Consider the following 23,216-nt stretch of genomic DNA (forward strand, 5'->3'; position numbering starts at 1 on the left):
CATCAGTCCTGGTCGGCGTTGTCTTCGGTGTCATCCTTCGGGATGACCTTGACCAGCAGAATGCGCGGACCATTCATCTTCTTGGCGACGATGTCGAAGTGGCGGAAGCTGATGCGCTGGCCCTGTTTCGGGATATCGCCCAGCTTCAGCATCAGCAGGCCGCCGACCGATTCCACTTCCTCCAGGCCGAGCTCTTCGTTTTCGATGTCGATGCCCAGCGTGCGTTCCAGCGAGAAGATCGGCAGGCTGGCCTTGCCGATCAGCGTGCCGTCCGGCTGCTTGAGCCAGTCGTTTTCGTTGAGGCGGAATTCGTCATGGATCTCGCCGACCATCGCGCCCAGCAGGTTATCCAGCGTGATGAAGCCGACCGGGCGCTTGCCCTTTTCACCGATCAATGCAAAGTGCGGCGCGCCGTCGCGGAAGCGGCGGAACTGCTCCAGCGCCGGCGTGCGGGCGGAAATCGTTTCGACCGGACGCAGGAACGGCACCAGGTCCGTCACCGGACGGCCCGACTGCATGGCGAAGAACAAATCCTTCAAGTGCACCACGCCCAGCACGGTTTCGCCGTCCTTGTCGTAGTAGGGATAGCGGCTGAAGCGGTTGCGCAGCATGGCGGCCAGGTTGTCGTTCAGCGGACGGCTGGCGTGCAGGCTGATCACTTCATTAATCGGACGCATCAGGTCGGACACCGCCAGGTCGCTGAAATCCAGCGAGTGCGCCAGGATGTTGCGTTCGTCCTGGTTGAATTTTTCGCCCGGCTGGCTGGTGCGCAGAATCAGCTTCAGCTCATCGACCGAATAGTGGCTGTCATGGCCGCCCTTGCCGGACAGGCCTGCCAGACCCAGCACCATGTTGGCGCTGGCGTTCAGCACCCAGATGAACGGGTACATGGCCCAATAGAAACCGTACAGCGGAATCGCGCTCCACAGGCCGACCACTTCCGGCATGCGGATCGCCAGCGATTTTGGCGCCAGTTCGCCGACCACAATGTGCAGGAAAGAAATCACGCCAAACGCGAACACGAAGGCGATGCCGTGCACCAATTCGGGCGAGGTGATGCCGATGAAAGTCAGCAGCGGCTCCAGCAGGCCGGCGAAGGCCGGCTCACCGACCCAGCCCAGGCCCAGCGAAGCCAGCGTGATGCCGAGCTGGCAGGCGGACAGATACGCGTCCAGTTCACCGTGTACTTTGCCGAGGATGCGTCCCTGTATTCCTTTAGTCTTGGCGATGGCGCGGACACGCGTTTTTCGCAGAGTGACGATGCCGAATTCAGCAGCGACGAAGAAACCGTTCAAAGCAACCAGGAAGATGGCGAGAACGACAAGCAGGAAGTTTTGCATAGGGGCCGAGCGGCAATTTACGTAGTTGAAACCTGCATCTTAAACGACTCGGCGCTTGTGCACCGCAAAATATGTTCATGCGAACAAGCCGCTATGTACCTCATTCAGGATAGCTTCGATGGCCGGATGGGTGATTTTGCGGGCGTTGGAGATGGCGTAAAAGTGCTCACGCAGCTCGGGCGCGTCGCCCACCAGCACGGCGCCGAACTGGTCTTCGATGTCCTGCGCCAGCGCCGACGGCGCGAAGAATAGCCCCAGGCCGTTGCGGCCGAAGGTGTTGAGCATGGCGTTGTCCTCGAACTCGCCGACGATTTCCGGCCGCACCTTGCGTTCCACCAGCCAGGCGTCGATGCGGCCGCGCAGCGCGTTGTTGCGTGTGGGCACCAGCAGCGGTGCGCCGTGCAGGCTGTCCGGGAAGTTGCGGCGGTATTTGCGCGCCAGGCGCGGCACGCCGAACAGTTTCATGTCGCTTTCGCCCAGCAGGTGGCTGAACACCTTCAGGCTGCCGCCGGCGCGCACCGTGCGGTCGGTCAGCACCACGTCCAGCTTGCCCAGCGCCAGGTCGGCCAGCAGATTTTCAAATTCATCTTCCATGCAGACCAGGTGCACGCGGGTGTCCATCTGCTGCGTCGCCTGCAGCAGGCGGAAGGCGATCAGCTTGGGCAGCGAGTCGGAGATGCCGACCGCCAGCCGCATCTTGTCGGTCTCCGCCTCTTCCAGCGCGTCCTGCAACTGGTCGCCCAGCAGGAAGATCTGGTCGCAATAGCTGAGCGCCAGCTTGCCCGCTTCGGTTGGCACCAGCCGCCGTCCCTGCGGCTCCAGTAGCTGCTTGCCGACCGATTTCTCCAGCGACGCCAGTTGCATGCTGATGGTCTGCACCGCCAGTCCCAAACGCTCGGCGGCGCGCGTGACGCCGCCTTCCTTGGCCACCATCCAGAAGAAATACAAGTGTCTGAAATTCAATCCGCTATTTTTCATAGTTCTGCTTTTACGAAGTAATACTTCGATTATCTTCTATTTTTCAAAGTGCGGGTTTTCTTTACACTGCGTCCATCGATTAATAACTACGAGAGAAAACGATGAAGCACTTCAGGATTTCTTTCCTCGTCAGCTTTCTCTGCCTGGGCCTGGCAGGCTGGTGGGGCTATGAGCTGGCAGGGTGGAGCGGCGCGTTGTCGGCCTTTGGTATCGCACTGATTCTGGCGGCGATGGAAGTTTCGCTGTCGTTCGACAACGCGGTGGTCAACGCCTCGGTGCTGAAGACCTGGGATGAGTACTGGCAGAAGCTGTTCCTCGGCGTCGGCATCATCATCGCGGTGTTCGGCATGCGGCTGGTGTTCCCGCTGGTGATTGTGGCGGTGGCCGCCGACATGAGCATCGTCGATGTGTGGACGCTGGCGCTGAACGATCCCAAGACCTACTCGACGCACCTGACCAATCACCACGCTGAAGTGGCGGCCTTCGGCGGCATGTTCCTGCTGCTGGTGTTCCTGAACTTCCTGCTGGATTCGGAGAAGGAAACGCACTGGCTGGGTAACTTCGAGAAGAAACTTGGCTCGCTGGGCAAGGTCTCATCCATCTCGGTGATGATCGCCATCGGCGTGCTGATGGGCTGTATGGGCCTGGTGGCTGAAGGCCAGAAGCTGGTGGTGCTGATTTCCGGCCTGTGGGGCATCCTGATCTACGTCGGCGTGGACGGCATCAGCAGCCTGCTGGAGAAGGAAGAAGAGGGCGGCGGCAGCGTCGGCGACCTGGTCAAGCGCGGCGGTATCGGCGGCTTCCTGTACCTGGAAGTGCTGGATGCATCGTTCAGCTTTGACGGCGTGATCGGCGCCTTTGCGATCACCACCGACGTTGTGATCATCATGCTGGGCCTGGCGATCGGCGCGATGTTTGTCCGCTCGATGACGATTTACCTGGTGAAGAAGGGCACGCTGGACAAGTTCCTGTACCTGGAGCACGGCGCCCACTACGCCATCGGTATTTTGGCCGCGATCATGTTGGCAAGTATGAAGTATCACGTACCAGAAATTTTCACCGGCTTGATCGGCGTCGCGTTCATCGCCGCCTCGGTGTGGTCGTCAGTGCGCCACCGCCGCAAGCAGGAAACCATCGCCGTCACGGCGTAACAGAACCCGGCGGGCCGTTTTATACGGACAACGGCCCGCCGCCTTGTAGTACCTAGTCCGGTTTTCATTTAAGGAGCATCAAAATGGCAATCAGTCTGCAAAAAGGCGGCAACGTTAATCTGAGCAAAGAGGCCCCTGGCCTGTCGAAAATCACGGTCGGCCTGGGGTGGGACGTGCGCTCCACCGACGGCAACGCCTTCGACCTGGACGGCTCGGCTTTCCTGCTGAAAGTAGACGGCAAGGTTCGCAACGACAGCGACTTCATCTTCTACAACAACCTGAAATCGACCGACCAGTCGGTGACCCACTCGGGCGACAACCGCACCGGCGCCGGCGATGGCGACGACGAAACCGTCACCATCGACCTGACCAAGGTGCCGGCCGATGTGGAACGCATCGCGATCTGCGTCACCATCCACGAAGGCGATGCACGCCGCCAGAATTTCGGCCAGGTGCAGAAGGCGTTCATCCGCACCATCAACGCCGGCAGCAATACCGAAATCGCCCGCTACGACCTGTCGGAAGACGGTTCGACCGAATCGGCGATGATCTTCGGTGAGGTGTATCGCAACGGCGCTGACTGGAAGTTCAAGGCCGTCGGCCAGGGCTTCAAGGGCGGCCTTGGTCCGCTGGCCGGCTCGTTCGGCGTCGGCGTTTAACTTGATCTGAAAGGACTCGCAATCATGCCTGTATTTACCATCACCGGCGACGTCGATCCATTTCTTCATGTATCGCTGCGCCAGGGAGAAAAAATCTACTGCGAATCGGGCGCCATGGTGATGATGGAAGCGCCGCTGGACCTGAAGGGCAAGATCACTGGCGGCATCGGCGCGGCCATCATGCGGCGCTTCGCCAATGGCGAGTCCTTCTTCCAGCAGCACATCGAGGCGGTGCGCGGCGACGGCGATTGCCTGCTGTCGCCAACCCTGCCCGGCGCGATGCAGACGCTGGATCTCGGCAACCAGCAGTACATGCTGAGCGACGGCGCGTTTGTCGCCGCCACCTCCGGCGTGGAACTGAAGGTGCGCACGCAAAGCCTGGGCAACGCGCTGTTCGCCGGCAGCGGTGGTTTCTTCATCACCGAAACCAGCGGCGTCGGCCAGGCCGTGGTGTCGGGTTTTGGTTCGATCTCGCAGCTGGAGGTGGAACCGGGGCGCGACGTCATCATCGACAACTCGCACGTGGTGGCATGGGATAGCGCGCTGCGCTACGAAATCTCGGTCACCACGGGCGGCAACAGCGGCTTCCTCAGCAACCTGGTGAACAGCCAGACCAGCGGGGAAGGCATGGTGCTGCGCTTCTCGGGCAAGGGCAAGATCTTGATCTGCTCGCGCAACAGCGCCTCGCTGCAAGCCTGGCTGACCCGTCAGTCGGCATCGTAAATTAAAGGAGTCACTATGACAGTCAATTTAAGCAAGGGCCAGAAAATCTCTCTGGAGAAGGAAGCCGGCGGCGCGCTGGGTCGCGTCACCATGGGTCTCGGTTGGGACGCCATCAAGAGCAAGGGCTTCCTCGGCTTCGGCACCAAAACCGAAGCGGTCGACCTGGACGCTTCGTGCGTGATGTTCGACGAAGGCCACCGTCCGGTGGATGTGATCTTCTTCCGCCAGCTGAAAAGCAAGGACGGCAGCATTGTGCACACCGGCGACAACCGCACCGGCGCCGGCGATGGCGACGATGAGCAGATCAACGTCGACCTGAATGCTGTGCCGTCGCAGATCAAGAGCCTGGTGTTCACGGTGAACAGTTTCACCGGCCAGACCTTTGCGCAGGTGGAGAATGCGTATTGCCGTTTGCTGGATGCCGCTAGCGGCAAGGAAGTGGCGCGCTTCAATCTGTCGGTGCAGGGACCGCACTCGGCGCAGATCATGGCCAAGATCTACCGTCACAACGGCGAGTGGAAGATGCACGCCATCGGCGAGAACGGCAACGGGCGGACGTTTGACGACTTGCTGCCGCAGATCGCGACCCACCTCTAACAATTATCCTCGGCTGTAGCTTTGGGCGGAGCACTGTACCGGCAGTGCCCCGCCCTTTTTTTTAGAACGAGTGGCGCAGACCGACGCTGAACATGGTGGTGCGGGCGTCGATGTTCTGGCCAGCGCCGGAGAACAGCGGCACTTCCTGCGTGCCCAGCGGGATCAGGATCGCGCCCGGACCGCCAGCCAGCGGCAAGGGCGTCGCGCTGCTGACCACGGTCTTGCCGCGCTTGTCCTTGATGCCGCCAAAGCGGCTGTACACCGCAGTGCGTTTGGAGAAGTTGTAGTCCACGCCCAGCATCAGGCCACGGTCCTTGCCTTCGGTATAGTTGGTGAAACGGGTGTCGAGGAAGATCGCGCTCAGGTCGAACAGGCCGATTGGATGTTTAAGCGTTGCGGTCCAGGTGCGCACTTTTGGATCGGTGTTCCCGCGCAGCGAGAACTTGGCTTCGTGACCGCCAATCGCAATCGAGGTGCCGACGCCAGGGATGGTGTATTTCACCGCGCCCATGTAGGAGCTGAACTTCTCGCCGATGAACAGCGGCACCAGCGTGGTGCCCGACACCACGCCGATCGGCACGTTGTCGAAGTTGTTGCGGTGGTAGGACGCCAGCGCGACAATATTGTCGGCGCGGTAGGCCAGCAGCGCGCCGGCGGTTTTGCCGCGGCCGCTGGCGGTTTCCGCACCGGCGGTCTGGCCGCCGACGATCTGGCCGGTGGTGCCGGTTGCCACCGGCGTCGAGGCGGTAGCCGTGGCGCGCGCAGCGCTGATGCCGCTGCCGATGCCGGAGTTGGTGGCGTACGAGACAATCGCCGTGATCGGGCCTTGCTTGATCGCGTAGCTGAGCTGGTTGTCCTGCCACGTCTGCACGGTGTTGACCACCAGGCCGGCGCCGAAGAAGTCAGTGCTGCCCAGGGCTTCCGGCGTCACCAGGTAGTAGCCGATCAGCATCGGGCTGGCCTGGCGGCCGGCCTTGATTTCGCCGACCGGCGTGGTCAGGCCCACATACGCCTGGCGGCCGAACAGGCGGTTGTCGTTGGCAAGGCCGCCGTTGTCGATGGTGATGCCGCCTTCCAGCACGAACAGGCCGCGATAGCCGCCGCCCAGATCTTCCACGCCTTTAAAACCGATATTGCTCTGGCGCGTGTGCGATGGGCTCAGCCGCGTGGTCACGCTGGCCGGCGCGGCGATGCTGTTGGGGACGGGCGTGGTGCCGCTGACGCCAAACACGGTGCCCTGGACATTGCCCTGGCTTTTGTCGATCCGGTCCAGGCCGACATCGAGCGTGCCGTAAATGGTGACGGAAGATTGCGCGGCGGCTTGGCCGGCGAACAAGGCGAGTGCAGTCAAGCACGCTGCGGATGCGGCGGTTCTCTTCATGTGGTTTGTCTCCGATATTTTTGGTTGTGTTCGGTAGTTCGACTCTATAGCAGTCCCGACAAAATGGCACGAGTGTTCGCATAATTCGTGGCTGGAATAACACACTTGCAAATGCGAAGCTACGCTAGCGTTTTGCAAGCCGGTGTACGCGCACGCGGCACATGCGGCAGAATGGCGGGCATTGAACTCAATGCGGCAGAAGGCGGCTTATGCACAGCGGTACGCAGTCGCCGGTCAACAGCAAGTGGATAGCCTTGCTGGTGGCCGGCGCTTTCTTTATGGAGAACCTGGACGGCACCGTGATCACCACGGCGGTGCCGGATATCGCGCATTCGTTCGGCGTGGCGCCGCTGGCGTTAAACATCGGCGTCAGCGCCTATCTGCTCACGCTGGGCGTGTTCATTCCGATCAGCGGCTGGGTGGCGGAGCGCTTCGGCGCGCGCCGCGTGTTTGCGGCGGCGCTGGCGATCTTCACGCTGGCGTCGGTGTTGTGCGGCATGGCCAACAGCCTGAGCGAATTCGTCTGGCTGCGCGTGCTGCAAGGCGCGGGCGGGGCGATGATGGTGCCGGTCGGCCGTCTGGTCGTGCTGAACAACACGCCGAAGGAAAAACTGATTTCGGTGATCGCCACGCTGACCTGGCCGGCGCTGGTGGCGCCGGTGCTGGGGCCGCCGGTGGGCGGCTTCATCACCAGCTATGCATCGTGGCGCTGGATTTTTTATCTGAACCTGCCGCTGGGCGTGATCGCGCTGGCGCTGGCGTGGTGGCTGATTCCCGACAAGCGCGCCGCTGAACCACGGCCGTTCGACTGGCCCGGCTTTCTGCTTAGCGGTAGCGCCTTGCTGTTGCTGACCTGGGGCGCGGAAGTGGTGGGCGGCCAGAATCCCGATTGGCAGGAGGCGGGTGCTTGCCTGGCCGCCGGCGCGCTGCTGCTGGCCGCGCTGGGCTGGCATCTGAAGCGCGCCGCGCATCCGCTGATCGACCTGTCGTCGCTGGCGATACCGACGTTCTCCATCACGATTATCGGCGGCTCGCTGTTCCGCATGGCGATTGGCGCCGTGCCGTTTTTGCTGCCGCTGATGTTCCAGCTGGGCTTCGGCCTGGACGCCTTCCATTCCGGCCTGCTGGTGATCGCCGTGTTCGCCGGCAACCTGATGATGAAGCCGGCCACCACGCCGATCATTCGCCGCTTCGGTTTCCGCCCGGTGATTCTGGTGAATGGCATCGCCAACGTGACCACGCTGGCCGCCTGCGCCTTGCTGACGCCGGCCACGCCGGTGTGGGTGATCGCCGCCGTGCTGTTTGCCGGCGGCCTGACGCGTTCGATGCAGTTCAGCGCGCTCAACACGATTGCCTTTGCCGACGTGCCGCAGCAGCGCATGGCGGCTGCCAACACCTTGTTCAGCACCGCGTTCCAGGTGGCGCTGGGCCTCGGCGTGGCGCTGGGCGCAAGCGGCGTGCGCCTCGGTCACTGGAGCGCGCAGCAGCTCGGCATTGGTGACTGGGCGGCCATCGATTACCGGCTGGCCTTCCTGCTGGTGGCGCTGGTCAGCCTGCTCGGTCTGGTCGATGCGTTGCGTCTTAGCCCCAACGCCGGCGAGCAAGTTGCAAGGGGCGCTGGCCGTTAAGGCTATAATGTTTCCATGGAAAAACTGAAAGACTTCTCGCAGATCGTCGACCAAGCGACACGCGGCGAGCTGGTGTTCCCCACCAGCGTCAATGCCGTGCTGCGCCTGCAACTGGCGCTGGCCGATCCTGATAGCGAGATGGACGAGGTGATCCGCAAGGTGCTGGCCGAGCCGCTGCTCGCCGCCCGCACGGTGGCGCTAGCCAATGCGGCGGTGTTCAACCGCAGCGGCACGCCGGTGACCAGCGTGCGCGCAGCGGTGCAGCGGGTAGGCTATCGCAACCTGTACACCATGGCGGCAGCGATGGTGGTGCGCCAGTTTGGCGCCCGCATCCGCGACGGCGAGCTGCGCCGGCAGGCCGACCAGCTGTGGCGCCACACGGCGCACGTGGCGGCGCTGGCCTATGTGATCGGCCGCAAGCTGACCTCCACCGATCCGGATACGGCGCTGTTTGCCGGCATCGTGCACGAGGCCGGCGGCTTTTACCTGCTGTCGCGCGCCGACGACATTCCCGGCCTGCTGGACGATCCTGCCGAGTGGATGGGCGCGGCGCAGGAAATCATCGCCCGCGAGATGATGAAGAAGATGAGCATTCCCGAGCCGGTCAGCCAGGCCATCGTCTCGCTGCGCGGCGCCACGCTGACGCCGCCGCCGCTGGGCCTGCGCGATACCTTGCTGATCGCCAAGCGCCTGGCGCCGGTGCGCTCGCCGCTGGCGGCAGGGCAGGACAGCCCGTCGCTGACCGGTTTTGTCGACGACAACGCGCTGCTCGACCAGATCCTGCTGGAATCGGCCGACGAAGCTGCCTCGATGAGCGCGGCGCTGCTGGTCTAAGCCCCTAATTTGTGGCAAAAATGATGTTGTAGATATAATGCACGCGCCAATACGTGTATCCTTATAGTCGTCATACAACAACTCAACCGCCATGAATCAGATCGCATCAGTCCCCGCCGCCGCATTGCCGAAGAAGAAGCACCGCAACCTCGCCCAAGGCGTGGTGGAGAGCTTCACCGGCAGCATTCAGGCCGGCACGCTGAAACCGGGCGAAAAACTGCCGACCGAGTCGGTCATCATGGAAATGCACGGCGTCAGCCGCACCGTGGTGCGCGAGGCCATCTCGCACCTGCAGGCCGCCGGCCTGGTGCAAACCCGCCACGGCATCGGCACCTTTGTGCTGGAGCCGCAGCCGACCAATATCTTTGCCGCCGATACCATCCGCACCATCGGCGATGTGCTGTCGATCCTGGAGCTGCGCATCAGTCTGGAGACCGAAGCCGCCTGGCTGGCCGCTAGCCGCCGCACCGACGAGCAGGTAACGCTGATGGACGCCGCGCTGAAGCGCATCGTCGCCGCGCCCAACCGCGCCGTGGCGGTGGAGTCGGACAAGGCGTTCCACCTGCTGATCGCGCAGGCGACCGGCAACCGTTATTTTGTCGACATCCTCAGCGACCTGGGCAACACCATCATCCCGCGCGCGCGCCTCGATTCGGAGCAACTGGCGCATGACGACCCGAAAGCCTATCAGGAGCGCGTCAACCGCGAGCATGATGATATTTACCACGCCATCCAGCGCAAGGATGCCGAAGCGGCGCGGGCCGCCATGCGCACCCACCTCAGCAACAGCCGCGAACGCCTGCGCCGCGCGCAACAAGAGGTGAGCGCTTAGCACTTAAATAAGCAACACCGAACCCGGCGATTGACAGCTTTACGTGAAATCGCTTGCTTCCATCCAGATCTAGTTGTACGATGTCATACAACACGACGAGATATCGTTCCTCATTTCACCAGACGTTAATATTGGAGACTGTAATGCAACCGAATGACCTGAAAAAAATCCTTTCCTCCGGCCTGCTGTCGTTCCCTGTAACTGACTTCGACGCGGAAGGCAACTTCAACAAGTCGACCTACATCAAACGTCTGGAATGGCTGGCTCCATACGGCGCGACCGCGCTGTTCGCCGCCGGCGGCACTGGCGAGTTCTTCTCGCTGACCCCACAGGAATACCCGGAAATCATCAAGACCGCCGTCGACACCTGCCGTGGCCAGGTGCCGATCCTGGCTGGCGTCGGTGGTCCGACCCGCGTGGCCGCTGCCTACGCTAAAGAAGCCGAGAAAGCCGGCGCGCAAGGCCTGCTGCTGCTGCCACACTACCTGACCGAAGCGTCGCAAGACGGCCTGATCGAACACGTGGCCGAAGTCTGCAAAGCCACCAACCTGGGCGTTGTGGTCTACAACCGCGCCAACTGCCGCCTGAGCCCAACCTCGCTGGCGATCCTGGCCGACCGTTGCCCTAACCTGATCGGCTTCAAAGACGGTATCGGCGACATCGAACTGATGGTCTCGATCTGGCGCAAAATGGGCGACCGCTTCAGCTACCTGGGCGGCCTGCCAACTGCGGAAGTGTACGCCGCAGCCTACAAAGCGCTGGGTACTCCGGTGTACTCGTCGGCCGTGTTCAACTTCATGCCGAAACTGGCGATGGACTTCTACCACGCTGTGGCGTCGGACAACCACGCCGAACAGAACCGCATGATCGACGAATTCTTCCTGCCATACCTGGACATCCGTAACCGCAAAGCCGGCTACGCTGTGTCGATCGTCAAGGCCGGCGCCAAACTGGCAGGCTACGATGCCGGTCCGGTGCGCGCACCGCTGACCGACCTGAACGCCGAAGAAATCGACATGCTGCACAAACTGATGCTCAAGCAAGGCGCGCAGTAATCGGCTAAGCTATAGCACAATAAGTAAAAATCAAAGCGCGGCTTCGTCCGCGCTTTTCACACATTAAGGAGTCACCATGCAAGTAGTTGGCGAAATGATTATCGGCCGCACCGCGGTTCAAGGCAAAGAAGGCACCGTCAAGGCGATCGATCCATCGCGTAACGTGGAAATCGAACCAGCGTTCGGCCTGGCCGGCGCTGCCGACCTGCAACGCGCTGCCGAACTGGCCGACCAGGCGTTCGACATCTACCGCGCCACCGGCCTGGAAGAGCGCGCCAAATTCCTGGAAACCATCGCTGACCGCATCCTGGATCTGGGCCCGACCCTGATCGAGCGCGCGATGCAGGAAACCGGCCTGCCGCAAGCCCGCCTGGAAGGCGAGCGCGGTCGTACCGTCGGCCAGCTGCGCCTGTTCGCCAAAGTAGTGCGCGAAGGCCGCTTCCAATCCGCGACGCTGGACAGTGCGCTGCCAGACCGCGCACCGGCGCCACGTCCAGACCTGCGCCTGCGCAAGATCGGCCTGGGCCCGGTTGCGGTGTTCGGCGCCTCGAACTTCCCGCTGGCGTTCTCGGTGGCTGGTGGCGATACCGCCTCGGCACTGGCAGCCGGCTGCCCGGTCATCGTCAAAGCCCACTCGGCTCACCTGGGTACTTCGGAACTGGTCGGCAAGGCGGTCGCCAAAGCCGCTGAAGAGTGCAATATGCCGGAAGGCGTGTTCTCGATGCTGATCGGCTCGGGCCAGACCATCGGCCAGAACCTGGTGTCGCATCCAGCCATCAAGGCGGTCGGCTTCACCGGCTCGCGCGCCGGCGGTGTTGCACTGATGCACACTGCGGCTGCCCGCAAGGAACCGATCCCTGTGTACGCAGAGATGAGCTCGATCAATCCGGTGTTCCTGCTGCCAGGCGCGCTGGACAATCCTAAGCTGCCACAGCAGTTCGCTGATTCGCTGACCCTGGGCGCCGGCCAGTTCTGCACCAACCCGGGCCTGCTGATCGCGCTGAAATCCGACAAGCTGCAAGCGTTCGTTGACGCCGCTGCCGGCACCATCGGCGCAAAAGGCGCAGCCACCATGCTGACCCCAGGCATCCACAAAGCCTACGTCAATGGAGTCAAAGGCCTGGCTGGCGTGGACGGCGTGAAGCAAGTTGCCGTTGGCCAGACCACCGACGCACCATGCGCCGCACAAGCATTCCTGTACCAAGTCGATGCCAAGCGTTTCCTGACCGACGCTGCGCTGGAAGGCGAAATCTTTGGCCCAACCTCCCTGCTGGTGGTGGCGGACAATGAAGAAGAACTGCTGGCTGTGGCCGAGCATCTGGAAGGCCAGCTGACCGGCGCCGTGCACGCTACCGCCGACGACAAGGCGCTGGCCGCCAAACTGCTGCCGGTGCTGGAACGCAAAGTCGGCCGCATCCTGTTTAACGGCTTCGGCACCGGCGTGGAAGTCGCGTACGCCATGGTGCACGGCGGCCCGTTCCCATCGACGTCGGACAGCCGTTCGACCTCGGTTGGCGCCTCGGCCATCGACCGCTTCCTGCGTCCAGTGTCGTACCAGGACGTGCCAGCCTACCTGCTGCCGGAATCGCTGCAGGACGCTAACCCGCAGAACATCCCGCGCGTGGTGAACGGCGACCTGGTCTGGAACGGCTAAGGTGGAGCGCGTAAGCGGCGTTTCCTGCACGGTGGGCGAAAGCCCGACGTGGAGCGCGGCGGAATCGGCCTGGTACTGGGTCGATATTCCCGCCAAACGCGTGTGGCGCATGGAGGCATCCAGCGGCGCCACCCGCTATTGGGACACCGCCGAAATGGCCGCCTGCGTGGCGACCAAGGCCGGCGGCGGCCTGATTGCGGGCATGGAGACTGGCATCTTCAGCCTGGAGCTGGGCGAGGCGCAAGCCGCGTCGGCGTTCAAGCTGGCGACGCCGGCTTCGGGCCTGGGTGAAGGCATGCGTTTCAATGACGGCCGTTGCGACCGTCAGGGCCGTTTCTGGGCCGGCACCATGTTCATGGACATGGGCGCCGCCAAGGCGGTCGGCCAGCTGTATCGCTACGATGCGGGGCGCGGTATTTCGGCGCCGTTCGTGTCCGAGCTGCTGACGCAGAACGGCACGGCGTTTTCGCCGGATGGCCGCATCATGTACCTGTCGGATTCGCATCCGCAACGGCGCATGGTGTGGGCGTTTGATTACGACATCGCCGATGGCGTGCCGAGCAACCGCCGCGTGTTCGCCGATATGACGACCTATGCGGGCCGTCCGGACGGCGCTGCGGTCGATGCCGATGGCTGCTACTGGATCTGCGGTAACGACGGCGGCTGCGTGCTGCGCTTCACGCCGGACGGCAAGCTGGATCGCCGCATCGACGTGCCGATGCTGAAGCCATCCATGTGCGCCTTCGGCGGCAAGGATCTGGACACGCTGCTGGTCACCTCCATCGTCTCCGGCAAGCCGGAAGATGCGGAGTGGGGCGGGGCGGTGGCGCTGCTGCGTCCAGGTGTGAAAGGCGTTGCCGAAACGCCGTTTGGAGCATGATGATGGGGCGGATACTTTTCAGGTGTCTGCCCTTTTTCTTTGCGGCCTTGCTGGCCGCATGCGCGACTGCGCCGCGCGAATACACGAATCCCATTATTCACGCCGACTATTCGGACCCGGATGCGATCCGCGTCGGCGAGACGTATTACCTGGTTTCTTCCAGCTTCAATAACGCGCCGGGACTGCCGTTGTTGCAGTCGCCGGACATGGTCAACTGGACCCTGGTCGGTCACGCCTTGCCGCAGCTGGTGCCGCTGGAGGTTTTCGCCAAGCCGCAGCATGGCAAGGGCGTGTGGGCGCCAAGCCTGCGCTACCACGACGGCAAGTTCTGGATTTTCTATCCCGATCCCGATTTCGGCATCTATGTGATCACGGCGACGTCTTTCGCCGGCCCGTGGACCGCACCGCATCTGCTGGCGGCCGGCAAAGGGCTGATCGATCCAACGCCGCTGTGGGATGATGACGGCCAGGCCTATCTGCTGCACGCGTGGGCGCGCAGCCGCGCCGGTTTCGCCAACGTGCTGACCTTGCGCCGCATGGCGCCGGACGCCAGCCGCCTGCTGGACGACAAAGGCACGGTCATCATCAACGGCGACAAGCTGCCGAAGTACACCACGCTGGAAGGGCCGAAGTTCTACAAGCGTGACGGCTACTACTACGTGTTTGCCCCGGCCGGCGGCGTGGAAACGGGATGGCAGTCGGTGTTCCGATCGCGCCGTATCGACGGGCCGTATGAGGACCGCATCGTGCTGGCGCAGGGCGGTTCGTCGGTCAACGGTCCGCATCAGGGCGCGTGGGTGCAGACGCCGCAAGGCGAGGACTGGTTCATCCATTTCCAGGACAAGCGCGCCTACGGCCGCGTGGTGCATCTGCAGCCGATGACGTGGCGCGATGGCTGGCCGCTGATCGGTGAAGATATCGGCGGCACGGCGGGCCAGCCGGTGCTGCGTTATCGCTTGCCGGTGAGCGGACAGGCAGTGGCCGCACCGCCGACCAGTGATGAATTCAAAGGCCCGGCGCTTGGCCTGCAATGGCAGTGGAATGCGAACTGGCAGCCATCGTGGTACGCGCTGGATGGCGGCAAGCTGCGCCTGTTCGCGCAGCCGCGTGACGGCAATCTGTGGGACGTGCCGTCGCTGCTGCTGCAAAAGCTGCCGGCTGAAACCTTCACCGTCGACACCAGGCTGGATGCTGCCGGTCAGGCTGACGGCGGCGTCGCGGGCCTGGTCATGTACGGCGCCGATTACGCCTGGCTGGGCACGCGCCGTCTCGAAGGCCGCACCCAGCTGGCGCTGGTGAGCTGCTACCAGGCCGACGTCAAATGCCACGAGCAGCAGGAGGCGGGTGTGGAACTGCCGTCGCCGCAAGTGTGGCTGCGCATGCAGGTGATCGCCGGCGGCGTCACGCAATTCTCCTACAGCGTGGACGGCAAAAAGTACACGCCGATCGGCGCGCAATTCACCGCCAAGATGGGCCGCTGGGTCGGCGCCCAGATGGGCCTCTTCAGCGCCGGCAACGGCGGCCACGCCGACATCGACTACTTCCGCGTGACGCCCTGATTCGTTTGGCCTGGATCAAACGACCGCAGCGCACCACCGCAGTATAATTTTCCCTCACCATGCGGAGGTGCATCATGCGAACCATGACGTTGAGTCTGCCAGAAGAAATTGACGACTTCCTTAATACTTTTGCTTGTGAACAGGGGATCAGCAAAGCAAGAGCCATGAAGGGGGCATTCTCGCTTCTGAAAATTGCCTACGATCAGAAGCAAAAAGGAGATGGTTCATCGCTGGGTTTGGTCCAGCGCATGCCTGACAATTCCTTGCGTGCTGTTGGTGTGGTGACAGGCGTACGATGAGTACGCCGAGCGAACAAGAAGTCGATCTTTTCAACATCTTTCCGCGATCGCCGGAACCGGCGATTAATGAGCGCGATCGGCTCATATTTGCGAAACAGATTACATTGGGATTGGCGCTCATCAGCTCAGTCATCATGGCTGGGTACGCCTGTTACCCTGATAACCAGGCGCTGGCGGCATTGATCGAAATTATCAAGATCGGGATGCTGCCAATGGCGACGCTGGTGATTTCGTTTTACTTCACCAGCGGCACCAAGAAGTGATCACTGCTTCCTCAGCAGCATTTTGAACTGGGTGACCCATTTATCCTTGAGGTACATTTCGTTGACGGCTTCGTAGGCGTCGGGGGCGGTGGTCCAGTGGGCGCGGTAGGGGAGTTCCTTGCCGCCGGCGATGAAGCGGGTTTCGGGGAAATCGAGGCCTGTATCAGACGGCTTCATGGTGCCGCGGCTGTGGCCTCCGGAGTTTTCCACGTAGAGGTAGGCTACCTGGCCGGCGGCGGAGTCGTAGTAGTAGAGCGTCTCGCCGACGTAATCGGGCTTGCCGGGCGCACGCACGGTGTGGGTGTCGCGCAGCGCGTGGCCGTCTAGCAGCCATTGGAAGCAGTGCTCGTCGGTCTGCTTCCCGCCGGGGAATTCGCCTTTCCAGCAATGGCCGGCCAGGAAGGCCATCGGCTTCAGCGCCTCATTCGGCGCGGCTTGCGCGGCGGCGGCCGCAGACAATAACAGCACGGGCAGGAATCGCATGACGGACCTCCTTGAGTGTGAGGCCAGTATATGCCAACGCCAACACGCTGCGGTTGCGGCGATGCGACGCTCGTCAGCGCATCAATGTGGCGGCGCCCAGCCGCCCAGTACCCACGCCGGGTTGCTGTAGTTGCGGATGGTCTCGGCGTCGCGTTCCATTGTCAGCTGGCGTGAGGCTGGATTGCGTTGGCTGACATCCACCGGCGTGCCGTCCGCATTGCGGCTGTTGAATTCCCAGAAGTGCACGTTGGCCGCGTCGCCGTCGATCTGCCCCCAGCCGGCGGGACTGATGCCGCTTAGCGTGGCGTTGATCAGCACCGCTTCTGCATACGGATAGTTGTTGCCCTTATTGGCCGGCAGGCGCGCCAATTCAGTCGGTCCGGCAAGCGCAGTAAAGCGGCAGTCGACAAACACGTTGCCGTGATTGGTGGCTGGATTGCGTATCCACATAAAGGCATTGCGCGACTGGATGTCGCAGCGCTCAAAGAACGCCGGGCCGCGGCCGAGGATGGTGTCGCCGTGGCCGACCACTTTGACGTCGGGCAGATAGGTGCTGCCGTTCACCTGCAAGGCATCGCCTGAGCCAATGACGGTGGTGTTGGCGACGATGTTTTCCGAGCCGGTGATCAGCAAGCCTTCGGCCTGGCCTTGCAGCGTGGTCTCCAGCGTCAGGTCGCGCAGGTGCACGCCTTTGACGTTATCCGCCGCAAACGCCGCGCGCCGCGATGGGAAGGTACCCGGCTGCTCATTGGTGCTGATGTTGGGCGGATGGGGATTGAACACCTCATTGTTCGCGTAGTGAATGCGCACCTTGTCGCGGGCCTCGCCCTGCATGGTGATATTGGACTTGTTGCGGAAGTAGACGATCTCCTCGTAGTCGCCATGGCGCACGAAGATGGTCACGCGTTTGGCTGGATGATCCGGCACGTAGTCCAGCGCGCCTTGCACGGTGCTGAAGTCGCCCTTGCCGTCGGCGCTGACCACCACGCGCTGTGCATCGGCCGCCGGGCCGCGTGGTTTGGTGCTGAATTCCCACGGCTTGATCGCGTGGCCGAACACCGCGTCGTCAATCTGCACGCGATAGCGCTTGCCGTAGGCGAGCAGGTTGTTGTGCGGGTAGATGGTGGCCGTCTTGTCGTGCACGATCACTGGATGGAAGTGGAAGCCGTCGGTAAAGCCGCCGATGATGGTGAGCTGGTATTTGCTGCCATCGCCTGGTTCGGCGCCGGCGGAGGGCATGCCGGCGCGCGTGTTGGCGTTGCTTGCGCGCGGACCGTCTGCGTAGACGTAGGGCGTGGTCAGGTAGGGCGCTGCCGGCAGTTTGGTGCGTTCGGTGGGGCCGGCTGGAATGCTGAGGTCCAGCGTGTCCACCAGCCGTCCGCTGGCGGCGTCGTAGATGCGAATCATGCCCGCGCTGCCCAGCACCGGCGGCTGGTCGAAGCGCAGCGTCAGATGCGTATCGGGATTGACCTGCCGCGCGCCGGCAGCGGGCAGCAGGATGGTTGCCGCGCCGCCCGGTGCAGCAGCGGCGATCATGGCCAAGGTGCAGAGCAGGCGCGGAATCATCATCGCACCTCTCAGGCCGACAGCACGGTGTTATGCACCTTGTCGCCAATGGTTACATTCTTCAGCGTCATGTTCTTGACGTTGTAGAGGAACCATGGCGACGCGGTATTCACCGGCGTGCCGAAATCGCAATCGCTGATCGACACATTCGTCACCGGGAACACCGGCGGCATCGGCTGCGGACCGTTGTAGTCCGACGCCACCGGACCCAGAATCACAATCGCCTGGAAGCAGGACGCGGTCTTGCCATCCTTGTTCACGTTGCTGGCCTTGATGTTGGAAATCTGGATGTTATCCACAATCGGCGGACGAATGCGCACGTTGTCGCTGATCGGCGTGTAGTCGCAATCGAAGGTGACGATGGCGCCAGCCGCCGTCGCCACGGTCTTCGACTGGATCGGCGAACCTGGCAGCGATGCGTAGAACGACGGCGTAATCTGCACGCCATTCGGCACCGTGCAATCGCGCACGTAGAAGTTACGCAGGAAGCCGCCGCGGTTCATATTGGTCTTCATGCGGATCGCCGTGTTGAGCGGATTGGTTTTCCAGTTGGCGTTTTCAAACACCAGCTTTTGCGCAAACACGTTCTGGATACCGCCGGCCATCTCGCTGCCCAAGGTAATGCCGCCATGGCCGCTGTGCATGATGCAGTTCTGGACCACGATGTTCTGCGAAGGACCGTACTGCGTATCCTGATCCTTGCCGGCCTTGATGGCGATGCAGTCGTCGCCGGTGTCGAAAGTGCAGTCTTCCACCAGCACGTGGTCGCACGCTTCCGGATCGAAGCCGTCGCTGTTAGGACCGTGGCTGTGCATGTACACCTTGCGGATCACCAGGTTGCGGCAGTGGACCGGGTGGTGCTGCCAGAACGGCGTGTTCTGCACCTTGTAACCCTGCAGCAGGACATTGGTGCAGCCGATAATCTGGATCATCGGCGAACGCAGATAATGGCCAACGCCGAAGATACGCTTGGACAGCGCCACGCCGGCTTCCGACAACGCCGGCAGATACTGCGCATCGGCGCGCCACTTGTCGCCTTCACCTTGAATCAGCAGGCGCTCCGCCTCGGTCAGTGCCGGCGCCACGGTGGCCAGCGATTCCGCGTTGAGCGGATTGACGGTGTTCTCGGACATCTTGCCGGCCTTGAAGTTGGGCGTGGTGCCCTGGCCGATGGAGTTGATGGTTTTTTGCTTGCCCTTCCAGGTCCACCACGAATCGCCGACGTCGTTGAACGGCACGCCGCCCTGGCCATCAAGGATGGAGGTCCAGTCGTCGCCGGTGAGGGCGATGTTGGTCTGGCCGTAGGCGTATACCAGCGGCGAGTAGTTCAGGCAGTCGTTACTCTGCCAGCGCGAGATGGTCAGCTTGCCGTTCTTGCCGCAATCGATGTCGCCGTACTTGGCGTAGTCCGCCGGATTCTGGCTGAAGTAGACGTGCGCGCCTTTGGCCAGGTGCACATTCACATTCGACAGCAGCACGATCGGGCCGGCGCAGTACCAGTCGCCGGCAGGAATCAGCACACGTCCGCCGCCCGCTGCGTTGCAGGCCTTGATGGCGGCTTTAATAGCGGCGTAGCAGTCGGTGGCGCCGGCGGCCGGCGTGCCGAGGTCTTCCTGCTCCTCGTGCGAGATCCACGCTTTCACTTTTGTCAGCTTGCACGGCTTGGCGCCGTAGGTGGTGATGTTGAAATCCTGTTTGCGGAACACCAGCGGCTTGGATACGTGATCGATGATGCCTTGCGCCTGCAGCCATGGATCGGGCGCGGTGGCGGCGACGGCTGGAATACTGAGCGTTACGCCAGCTGCCGGCAAGGCTTTCATCAAATTGCGGCGTTGGTTATTGATGGTCATGCTGTGTTCCTTATTCATCTGAATTATTGAACTCACCGAGGAAAACCTCAGGCGGCGAAGGCGGTTTGGTGTAGCCGAGATCCTTGACGGGATCAATGCCGGCCTTAATCAGGTTGTTCCAGTGGTCGTCCGAGTTGTACTGCGCCGGGCGGAAGGAGATGGTGCCCTTCTTGTTCCAGTCGGCCCATGGATGCTGGCGGTTGATGTGCGCGCCGATGCGCGAATTCAGCACCACCATTTTTCCGACGGCTTCCAGCGAGACGCGCGCGATGGTGCCGGTCGGCGCCTTGTAGACGTTGACGGGGCCATAGGTGCAGCTGTAACCGTCCAACGCCAGCGGCGCATACGGCGTGCAGCGCGAGCTGGCGAACCACTGGCGCAGCAGATAGAAGTCGCCGCTCTTCTTGCCCTCGTGGGTGAAGCGGCAGTTGTCGAAGACGAAGCCGTACTTGGTCTTCAGGTAGGTATTCGGTGCGGCGGTGTAGGACACGCTGCGATCGCCCAGCGTGCGGATCTCGGTCTGATAGAAATAGGCGGTGCTGTCGCCGAAGATGAAATCGACGTCGCCTTCGATATACGATTTGTTGAAGAAGCTGCGCACGGTGCTACCGATTTGCGGCGACTTCAGATACAGCGTGTCCTGGAAGCCGATCAGGCGGATGTTTTCAAACTGCGCCTTGTCGGCGCTGTCCACGCTCAGCGCCAGCGCCTGATGGTGGACGTTGTTGATGTTGGGGAGTTCCTCGGCGCGGGCGTTGCCGGTGTCTTTGTTGTAGCCGTTTTCAAACGTCAGGTTGCGCGCCTGGAAGCCGTTATTCTGCGTCCAGACGGTTTGCGTGCCGAAGGTGCCGATTTGCGCGCGGTCCTTGATGGTGGCATACATCGCCTGCACCGTCGGCGCGGCCTTGGCGAACTGCGGGCCGGCGACAGCGTCGTAGGCGGCGCCGGTCATCGATGCTTCCAGCCTGGCGGTGATGCGCGTCGCCGCCGCGTCTTTACCTTCGCCGTACAGGGTGATCGGCGCGGCGGAGGCGGGGACGTAGACCAGCTCCGGATACACGCCGGGCTTCAGCAGAATGTAGAGGCGCTTGCCCGCGCTGTCCAGCACTGCGCGGCTGACGGCTTCCTGCACCGCATTGAAGGTGCGGACACCGTCAGCCTTTGCGGCCTTGTCGACGATGTAGTCGGGCGTGAAGACTGCGCCTTTGGCCAGCGGATCGTTGAGCGGGTCCCATGGGTCGACGGTCTCCTTGCCGGCCACGCCGACGTACTTCAGCACTTCACCATACGAGAACTGCCTGGCCTGATCCTGCGTGAGCTGCGGACGGGTGCTGGCTGCCACGCTTTCCGGGAAAGGCGCGAAGCGGCTGGCGCAGTTGCTGGTGTCGCTGCTGCTGATCGCATCGCCAGTCAGGCGGGCGAATTCGATCTTGCGATCGGCCTTGCCATTGATGCTGACGTCATGCAGATGCGCCAGCACCGGGCGCTGTTCATCGTAGCCTTGCACCACCAGGCGGCCGGGCGATACGCTGTGCACGTCGTCGAAGTCGATGTTGGTGAACACCGGCACCTGTGTGCCTTGTGCGTCCTTGGTGTAGCGGGTGCTGATGTCGATCGGCGTTTTCACATCACGCATGCAGACGTTGCGATAGTTCACCTGATCCACCACGCCGCCGCGCGACACGTCGCTCTTGATGCGCAGGCCGGAGGTGGTGCCGTCCATGCTGAGGTCATCGACCAGCACATGCCGCACACCGCCATTGGTCTCGCTGCCGATCGACATGCCGTGGCCGCTGTAGAAGCGGTTATGCACGATGGAGATATTTTCCGTCGGCCCGTTGTTGCCGGCTTTGACGGCGACGTTGTCGTCGCCGGTGCGGATATGGCTGTAGGCGATGGTGACGTTGCGCGACGAGATCGGATCGATGCCGTCGGTGTTGCGCGCGGTGGCCGGCGTGTCGATGCGCATGCCCCAGGCGGTGAAGCCATCCACCTTGTTCAGCGTGACGTGGAAGTTGGGCGAGTTGCGCAGCGTGATCTTGTGCAGCGTGATGTTCTGCGCGTTGGTGATTTCGATCAGGCGCGGCACGTTCTGGCGCGCGTCTTCCTTTTGCGCGCGGCGCGCCAGCTGCCACCATGATTCTGTACCACCGTCGACCACATGGCCGCCCTGGCCGTCGATCACGCCTTCGCCGTAGATGCCGCTGCCCTTGGCGTTGTCGATGGTGATGAAGGGTTTGCAGCCGCGCCCTTGCTTGTCGATGGTGCCGCAGGTACCGGCGCCACGGTCATACAGTTTGGGATTGCTGCTGGCTTGCAGCGTGGCGCCGGCGTCCACCAGCAGGCTGACGCCACTGCGCAGCGTCAGCGGGCCGGCGACGAAGCGCTGCTTCTCGTTGCTGCCGGAGAGGCGCACGGCGCGGCCGACAGCGCATTGGTCGATGGCGGCCTGGATGCGGGCGGTATCATCAACCGCGCCACCTGCGGTCAGCACGGTGCAAGATGGCGGCGCTACCGGTTCGGTGACTTTGCGGCTGTCCTGCGCGTGCGCCGGTGCGCAGAATGCGGCGAAGAGTGCGAGGGGAGCGAGACGGCGCGCTGTCACTGCTCGCTCTCCGGCTTGAACTGCCCGGCCAGATCCGGCACCGCGCGTTTGAGTTCATCCATCACCATGCGCGAGAAGTAGGCCGAGCCTTTGGCGCCGACGTGGGTGCGGTCGAACGCCGTCTTGGCGGCGCCTGCCACTTCCACTTTGCCGGCGACCGGCGCCGCGCCGTAGTCGGCGGGACGCGGCACCATGGCCAGCGTGTCGGCTTCGTCCTGGCCCATGGCTTGCACGGCGGCGTAGCTGTCCGCGTTCAGGTCCAGCAGCGGCACGTGCTGCGCGGCGGCGGTGGCGCGGATCACATCCGCCCAAGGCGTCAGATTATTTTCCAGCACGCCGTCCTTGAAGGTGCGGCGGGTCAGCGGCGTGACAAGTACCGGCACGCCGCCCAGCGCTTTGACTTCCTGCGCATAGCGGTTCATGTTGACTGGGAATTCAGTTTTCAGGTCGGTCGAGCGGCCAGGCTTGCCCGGCTGGTCGTTATGGCCGAACTGGATCAGCACATAGGTGGCGCGATAGGCGGCGGCACCGCGCAGCAGGCCTTCCACTTCGTCCCAGCGGCCTTCGGCGCGGAAGCTGCCGGAGCTGCGGCCGCCCTTGGCCAGATTGATACAGGTATTGGCGCGGTTGATGCGCGCGCAGAAGGCGTCGCCGTAGCCGCTGGTGTTGGCCATGGTGGAGTCGCCGACGAGAATGATGCGGACTGGTTTGGCCGGCGCGGGTGCTGGTGCGGGAGCGTCGGCGGCGTATGCTGCGCCGGCCAGCAGGAACAGGGTGGCGGCGGGAGAGGTGAGGAATTTCATGGTGCGATCCGAAAAAAAAAGGGCGCCGGCCGTGATGCGGTCCGGCGCCCCATACTCAGGCGGAGTGACTCAGTTT

The 23,216-nt window shown here is 62.8% G+C and carries 21 protein-coding genes; 13 read left to right on the plus strand and 8 right to left on the minus strand.

Translation table 11 applies throughout. The annotated features are described in order from the left end of the window. Window positions 1–2: 2 nt before the first annotated feature. Window positions 3–1,340: a hemolysin family protein gene (locus GTP69_RS25130; RefSeq protein WP_161057442.1), complete on the minus strand. Its 1,338-nt coding sequence runs from the start codon at window positions 1,338–1,340 to the stop codon at window positions 3–5. A 75-nt stretch (window positions 1,341–1,415) separates the two neighbouring features. Beyond that, on the minus strand, window positions 1,416–2,318 hold the full coding sequence (gene nhaR, locus GTP69_RS25135; protein WP_161057443.1) for a transcriptional activator NhaR: 903 nt from the start codon (window positions 2,316–2,318) through the stop codon (window positions 1,416–1,418). 101 nt (window positions 2,319–2,419) lie between these two features. Between nhaR and GTP69_RS25140 the strand changes: the two genes are divergently transcribed. From GTP69_RS25140 to GTP69_RS25155, 4 genes are all read left to right on the plus strand, one after another. Next, window positions 2,420–3,469, plus strand: coding sequence for a DUF475 domain-containing protein (locus GTP69_RS25140; protein ID WP_161057444.1), 1,050 nt, complete (start codon window positions 2,420–2,422; stop codon window positions 3,467–3,469). An 83-nt stretch (window positions 3,470–3,552) separates the two neighbouring features. Further along, window positions 3,553–4,128 (plus strand): TerD family protein, encoded by a 576-nt coding sequence (locus tag GTP69_RS25145; RefSeq protein ID WP_161057445.1) that lies wholly within the window; start codon window positions 3,553–3,555, stop codon window positions 4,126–4,128. Between the two features lie 24 nt (window positions 4,129–4,152). Continuing rightward, window positions 4,153–4,851 (plus strand): TIGR00266 family protein, encoded by a 699-nt coding sequence (locus GTP69_RS25150; protein WP_161057446.1) that lies wholly within the window; start codon window positions 4,153–4,155, stop codon window positions 4,849–4,851. A 15-nt stretch (window positions 4,852–4,866) separates the two neighbouring features. Further along, a complete protein-coding gene (locus GTP69_RS25155) occupies window positions 4,867–5,448 on the plus strand; it encodes a TerD family protein (protein WP_161057447.1) in 582 nt (193 codons plus the stop codon). 61 nt (window positions 5,449–5,509) lie between these two features. On the opposite strand, the gene GTP69_RS25160 is transcribed toward GTP69_RS25155, so the two are convergent. After that, on the minus strand, window positions 5,510–6,829 hold the full coding sequence (locus GTP69_RS25160; RefSeq protein ID WP_161057448.1) for a porin: 1,320 nt from the start codon (window positions 6,827–6,829) through the stop codon (window positions 5,510–5,512). Window positions 6,830–7,038: 209 nt separating this feature from the next. Here GTP69_RS25160 and GTP69_RS25165 point away from each other — a divergent pair, with 209 nt between their 5' ends. From GTP69_RS25165 to GTP69_RS25205, 9 genes are all read left to right on the plus strand, one after another. Then, entirely contained in the window at window positions 7,039–8,457 is a 1,419-nt protein-coding gene (locus GTP69_RS25165) for an MFS transporter (protein ID WP_161057449.1), read from the plus strand. Window positions 8,458–8,472: 15 nt separating this feature from the next. Beyond that, complete coding sequence (locus tag GTP69_RS25170) at window positions 8,473–9,291, plus strand: HDOD domain-containing protein (protein ID WP_161057450.1); 819 nt, start codon at window positions 8,473–8,475, stop codon at window positions 9,289–9,291. A gap of 91 nt (window positions 9,292–9,382) precedes the next feature. Further along, window positions 9,383–10,123: a FadR/GntR family transcriptional regulator gene (locus tag GTP69_RS25175; RefSeq protein ID WP_161057451.1), complete on the plus strand. Its 741-nt coding sequence runs from the start codon at window positions 9,383–9,385 to the stop codon at window positions 10,121–10,123. A gap of 143 nt (window positions 10,124–10,266) precedes the next feature. Continuing rightward, window positions 10,267–11,178 carry a 5-dehydro-4-deoxyglucarate dehydratase gene (gene kdgD, locus GTP69_RS25180; protein ID WP_161057452.1) on the plus strand — a complete coding sequence of 304 codons (912 nt, stop codon included), beginning with the start codon at window positions 10,267–10,269 and terminating at the stop codon, window positions 11,176–11,178. Window positions 11,179–11,254: 76 nt separating this feature from the next. After that, entirely contained in the window at window positions 11,255–12,832 is a 1,578-nt protein-coding gene (locus GTP69_RS25185) for an aldehyde dehydrogenase (NADP(+)) (RefSeq protein ID WP_161057453.1), read from the plus strand. 1 nt (window position 12,833) lies between these two features. Continuing rightward, window positions 12,834–13,712, plus strand: a complete 879-nt coding sequence (locus GTP69_RS25190) for an SMP-30/gluconolactonase/LRE family protein (RefSeq protein WP_161057454.1) — start codon at window positions 12,834–12,836, stop codon at window positions 13,710–13,712. A 47-nt stretch (window positions 13,713–13,759) separates the two neighbouring features. Beyond that, window positions 13,760–15,271, plus strand: coding sequence for a glycoside hydrolase family 43 protein (locus GTP69_RS25195; protein WP_229261146.1), 1,512 nt, complete (start codon window positions 13,760–13,762; stop codon window positions 15,269–15,271). 74 nt (window positions 15,272–15,345) lie between these two features. Next, complete coding sequence (locus tag GTP69_RS25200) at window positions 15,346–15,570, plus strand: hypothetical protein (protein ID WP_146235919.1); 225 nt, start codon at window positions 15,346–15,348, stop codon at window positions 15,568–15,570. Then, window positions 15,567–15,833: a hypothetical protein gene (locus GTP69_RS25205; RefSeq protein ID WP_161057456.1), complete on the plus strand. Its 267-nt coding sequence runs from the start codon at window positions 15,567–15,569 to the stop codon at window positions 15,831–15,833. The genes GTP69_RS25200 and GTP69_RS25205 overlap by 4 nt, the downstream gene beginning before the upstream one ends. On the opposite strand, the gene GTP69_RS25210 is transcribed toward GTP69_RS25205, so the two are convergent. The 5 genes from GTP69_RS25210 to GTP69_RS25230 all read right to left on the minus strand — a co-directional run bounded on the left by GTP69_RS25210 (window position 15,834) and on the right by GTP69_RS25230 (window position 23,140). Then, complete coding sequence (locus GTP69_RS25210) at window positions 15,834–16,316, minus strand: hypothetical protein (RefSeq protein ID WP_161057457.1); 483 nt, start codon at window positions 16,314–16,316, stop codon at window positions 15,834–15,836. It lies immediately after the preceding gene. 81 nt (window positions 16,317–16,397) lie between these two features. Continuing rightward, on the minus strand, window positions 16,398–17,885 hold the full coding sequence (locus GTP69_RS25215) for a pectinesterase family protein (RefSeq protein ID WP_202424566.1): 1,488 nt from the start codon (window positions 17,883–17,885) through the stop codon (window positions 16,398–16,400). Between the two features lie 8 nt (window positions 17,886–17,893). Continuing rightward, a complete protein-coding gene (locus tag GTP69_RS25220; RefSeq protein WP_161057458.1) occupies window positions 17,894–19,732 on the minus strand; it encodes a glycoside hydrolase family 28 protein in 1,839 nt (612 codons plus the stop codon). 10 nt (window positions 19,733–19,742) lie between these two features. Next, window positions 19,743–22,337: a pectinesterase family protein gene (locus GTP69_RS25225; RefSeq protein ID WP_161057459.1), complete on the minus strand. Its 2,595-nt coding sequence runs from the start codon at window positions 22,335–22,337 to the stop codon at window positions 19,743–19,745. Further along, the gene (locus tag GTP69_RS25230) at window positions 22,334–23,140 is read right to left on the minus strand and encodes a rhamnogalacturonan acetylesterase (RefSeq protein WP_161057460.1); all 807 of its coding nucleotides are present in this window, start codon (window positions 23,138–23,140) and stop codon (window positions 22,334–22,336) included. The genes GTP69_RS25225 and GTP69_RS25230 overlap by 4 nt, the downstream gene beginning before the upstream one ends. Window positions 23,141–23,216: the final 76 nt, after the last annotated feature.

Source organism: Duganella levis, from assembly GCF_009857605.1.
GTDB classification, from domain to species: domain Bacteria; phylum Pseudomonadota; class Gammaproteobacteria; order Burkholderiales; family Burkholderiaceae_D; genus Rugamonas; species Rugamonas levis.